Origin of the sequence: Acidocella sp. (assembly GCF_013044125.1) — a bacterium.
GTDB lineage: Bacteria > Pseudomonadota > Alphaproteobacteria > Acetobacterales > Acetobacteraceae > Acidocella.
On record NZ_JABEVC010000168.1, the window covers coordinates 1 to 4296 of the forward strand.

3 protein-coding genes are annotated in these 4296 nt (G+C 63.6%); 1 reads left to right on the forward strand and 2 read right to left on the reverse strand.

From position 1 onward, the window contains the following. Positions 1-17 precede the first annotated feature (17 nt). Positions 18-2330 (forward strand): adenosylcobalamin-dependent ribonucleoside-diphosphate reductase, encoded by a 2313-nt coding sequence (locus tag HKL97_RS10385; RefSeq protein WP_291425070.1) that lies wholly within the window; start codon positions 18-20, stop codon positions 2328-2330. A 9-nt stretch (positions 2331-2339) separates the two neighbouring features. On the opposite strand, the gene HKL97_RS10390 is transcribed toward HKL97_RS10385, so the two are convergent. Then, the gene (locus HKL97_RS10390; protein WP_291425066.1) at positions 2340-3782 is read right to left on the reverse strand and encodes an MFS transporter; all 1443 of its coding nucleotides are present in this window, start codon (positions 3780-3782) and stop codon (positions 2340-2342) included. A 240-nt stretch (positions 3783-4022) separates the two neighbouring features. Further along, positions 4023-4296, reverse strand: a 274-nt coding sequence (locus tag HKL97_RS10395) for an OmpA family protein (RefSeq protein ID WP_291425068.1), incomplete at its 5' end; no start/stop codon positions are given.

Genomic DNA, 4296 nt, shown 5'->3' on the forward strand with positions numbered 1-4296 from the left:
AAAGACAGGACAATGTGATGGACATGGTTGCCGGACACTCGCATATGCAGCCCCCCGCGCTTGAGCGCATCTCCTCAATTTCGCGCCAGATCTGGGCCGATAAGTACCGGCTGAAGCGCGCCGATGGAACGCCGGTTGACCTCAGCATTGAGGATAGCTGGCGCCGCATCGCCCGGGCGCTTGCCGCGGTGGAGGCGGAGCCGACGCTCTGGGAAGAACCGTTTTATAACGCGCTGGAGGATTTCAAGTTTCTGCCCGCGGGGCGCATCATCGCAGGGGCGGGCACCGACCGGCGGGTGACATTGTTCAACTGCTTTGTGATGGGCGACATCGAGGACGATCTCGGCGCTATTTTCACGCATCTGCGCGAGGCCGCGCTGACCATGCAGCAGGGCGGGGGAATCGGCTATGATTTCTCGACGCTGCGGCCCAAGGGCGCGGTGGTGAAGGGTGTCAGCGCCGATGCGTCGGGCCCGCTCTCGTTCATGGATGTGTGGGATGCTATGTGCCGCACCATTATGTCAGCCGGGGCGCGGCGCGGCGCGATGATGGCGACGTTGCGCTGCGACCATCCTGATATCGAGGCGTTCATCGCCGCCAAGCGCGAGCCGGGGCGGTTGCGCAACTTCAACCTCTCGGTGCTGATCACCGATGCCTTCATGGCCGCTGTGGAGGCCGATGCAGACTGGCCGCTGGTGTTTGGCGGCACCACCTACCGCACCCTGCGCGCGCGCGCCCTGTGGGAGAGCGTGATGCGCGCGACCTATGACTACGCCGAGCCGGGCGTGCTGTTCATCGACCGCATAAACCAGCGCAACAACCTTTATTATTGCGAGACGATCCACTCCACCAACCCCTGCGCCGAGCAGCCGCTGCCGCCTTATGGCGCCTGCCTGCTGGGCTCGATCAACCTGGCCGCGCTGGTGCGCGAACCGTTCACGCCGGCGGCGCATCTCGATACGGAGGAACTGGCCGGGCTCGTCGCCGTGGCGGTGCGGATGATGGACAACACCATCGACGCCTCGGGCTTCCCGCTGGAGGCGCAGCACCAGGAAGCCATGGCGAAGCGGCGCATCGGCCTGGGGCTGACCGGGCTGGCCGACGCGCTGATGATGGTGGGCTTGCGCTATGGAACGCCCGAGGCGGCCGCGGCGGCCGCGCGTTGGGCGCATGAGGTGAACCGCGCCGCCTATATTGCCTCCGCCCGGCTCGCGGACGAGAAAGCGCCGTTCCCGCTGTACGAGCGGGCGGCGTATCTGGCGGGCGAGACCGTGCGCGAACTCGATGCCGAGGTGCGTGCACTGATTGACGAGCACGGCATCCGCAATGCGTTGCTCACCTCCATCGCGCCGACCGGCACGATCTCGTTGCTGGCCGATAATGTCTCCTCCGGCGTGGAGCCGGTGTTCGCGCATAGTTTCGTGCGCAAGGTAACCGAGCCAGATGGCTCAAAACGCGAGGAGCTGGTTGAGGATTATGCGGTGCGGCTGTATCGCGCCCAGTTCGGCGCCGATGCGAAACTGCCCGATTACTTCGTGACCGCGCAGACGCTGACGCCGATTGAGCATATCCGCATGCAGGCCGCGCTACAGCGCCATGTTGACAGCGCGATTTCAAAAACCGTGAACGTTCCCGCAGATATCACCTTCGAGGCGTTCCAGGAGGTGTATCGCGAGGCCTACCGCCAGGGCTGCAAGGGATGCACCACCTACCGGCCCAACGCCATTACCGGCTCCATCCTCTCGGTTACGCCAGAGCCCGCCAGCGAGGCGCAGGCGGTGGCGGCGGCGGCGGCAATTCCGGTTGTGCCGAACCACTCGCCGATTCCGCGGCCGGGCAAGCTTACCGGCAGCACCTACAAGCTTCGCTGGCTCGACAATGAGCATGCGATGTACATCACCGTTAATGACATCGAGGAAGATGGGCGGCGGCGGCCGTTCGAGGTGTTCATCTCATCGGCGAACATGGAACATTTCAGCTGGGTGGTGGCGCTGACCCGCATGATCTCGGCGGTGTTCCGCCGGGGCGGTGAAGTGGCGTTCGTGGCCGAGGAGTTGAAGAATATTTTCGACCCGCGCGGCGGGCAGTGGAGCGGCGGGCGCTATATACCCTCGTTGATCGCCGCGATCGGCGGGATCATCGAGCAGCATATGATCGAGACCGGTTTTCTGGTGCCCGGCGGAGATAGCGCGCACCAGCCCCATGCCGCCAATCTGGCAGCGCCTTCCGGCGCGCTGGGCATGATCTGCCCGCAATGCAACCAGCCCGGGGTTACGAAGGATGGCGGCTGCCTGAACTGCCACCAGTGCGGCTGGTCAAAATGCAGCTGAACGGCGCGGCTATTTGCGCGCCTGGTGGCCGCTGACAATCTGCGCCGCGGAGGCATCCAGGCGCAGGCAAACCAGCACCCCCAGGCAGGTGGCGGCGCCGGCCAGGTAGAAGGCGATCTGAAAATCATGCAGGTCCGGCCTGCCCGCCACGCCGCCGCGCAGCAGCGCGCTGGTGTTGAGCGCGAAGGCGGCGAATGCCGCGCTCATCCCCATCATCAGCTGCGACACCATACTGGCGAGGGTACTTGCGCCAGTCATGTATTCAGACGGCACATCGGCAAATTGCAGTGCCGAGAGGCTGGTGAACTGCATGGAGCGGAACGCGCCGCTGATAAAAAGCACGGTAACGATGAGCCATTGCGGCGTATGTGGTGTGAACCACGCACAGCCGGCCATTGATGCCGCGGTGAGCAAGCCGTTGACGATCAGCACCTGACGGAAGCCGAAGCGGCGCAAAATCCGCGTCGTGAGTGTTTTCATCAACAAATTGCCCGCGAAAAGGCTGAGGAGCAACGCGCCTGAGATGAAAGCATTGAGGCCGAATACCGTCTGAAACAACAATGGGAGCAGGAACGGGAGGCTGGAGATCGACACCCGGAACAGCGCGCCGCCCAGGATGCTGATGGCGTAGGTGCGTATCCGTAACGCCGCGAAATCCAGAAGTGGAAATTTTTTGCGTTGGCAGTGCCTGATGGCCACCCCCCCCAGCACCAGCCCGGCGGCCAAGCAGACCAGGAGAAAAAGCAAGTCCGCGCCGCCCTTGCCCAGAGCCTTGCCCAGAGCGTTGAACGCAAACACCAGCGTGGCCAGGCTGACGCCGACAAGAAGAAAGCCGGTGAGGTCCAATGGCTTGCGCTGCTCTGCCGGGGCATCGGAGAACAACCAGAGCGCCAGCGCGAAAGCTACCAGCCCCAGCGGCAGATTGAGAAAAAATATCCAGCGCCATGACGCATATGTAGCCAGAAACCCACCGGCCAGGGGGCCCAGAACCGGCGCGACCAGCCCCGGCCAGACGAGGGTGGCAATCGCCCTCACCAGATCTTCCTTCGCGGTGACGCGAAGCACGGCAAGCCGGCCCACCGGCAACATTGCCGCGCCGCCAACGCCCTGCAACACGCGCGCGGCCGTGAACATCGGCAGGCTTGAGCTAAGCCCGCAGAGCAACGACGCGACGGTGAAAACCAGCACAGCGCCTGCGAATAATCGGCGCACGCCAAATCGTTCCGCGGCCCAGCCGGTGACCGGCATGAAAACCGCCAGTGCCAGAAGATAGGCGGTTACCCCGATATTCATTGCCACGGCGGAGACATCGAAAGCCCGGCCCATCTGCGGCAATGCTGTCACGAGCACCGTGCCATCTAGCATTTCCATGAATGCCGAGCCAGCAACAAGCCAGACGATGAACCGCCGGCGCGGCAGACTGGCGGTTGAGGGTTTCTGATGCAGAGGCATTCGGCACGCAGCCTACCAGAGGGCTTCGCGCTTATCTACTCAGCGCTTGCCTGCGCGGTGTGCTTCCATCGCGACGGCGAAGTCGAGGTGACTTGATTTCATCTGGCCGTTTGGTTGGGCGATTGCGTCTCCCGTTTGGGCCTTGGTTTTTCTACGACGTGGATTTTTCAGCGATTTTCCAGCCAACAAAAAACCCCGGCAGTTTCCCGCCGGGGCTCGATGTTTTGGAAAAAATCCCGATTATTTGAGGATGATTTCCACGCGGCGGTTCTGCGGCTCGCGTACGCCCGGGCCGGTTGGCACCAGCAGATTGGTGTCGCCAAAGCCCTGGGCGGTGATCTCGGAGGCGGGAACGCCGTCCGCCACCAGCTGGGCCGCAACGGCCTTCGCACGGCGCACGGAGAGGCCCTGGTTATAAACCGGGGTGCCGGAGGTGTCGGTGTAGCCGTTCACGTCAATCGTCGTGGTGGCCTGGGTTTTGCTGTCGGACGCCGCCTGCGCGATGATCTGGGTC

What these genes read in the sequence shown, in the direction of transcription:
- HKL97_RS10390 (WP_291425066.1), bottom strand. Translation starts at nt 3,782, where the DNA reads ATGCCTCTGCATCAGAAACCCTCAACCGCCAGTCTGCCGCGCCGGCGG.
- HKL97_RS10385 (WP_291425070.1), top strand. Translation starts at nt 18, where the DNA reads ATGGACATGGTTGCCGGACACTCGCATATGCAGCCCCCCGCGCTTGAG.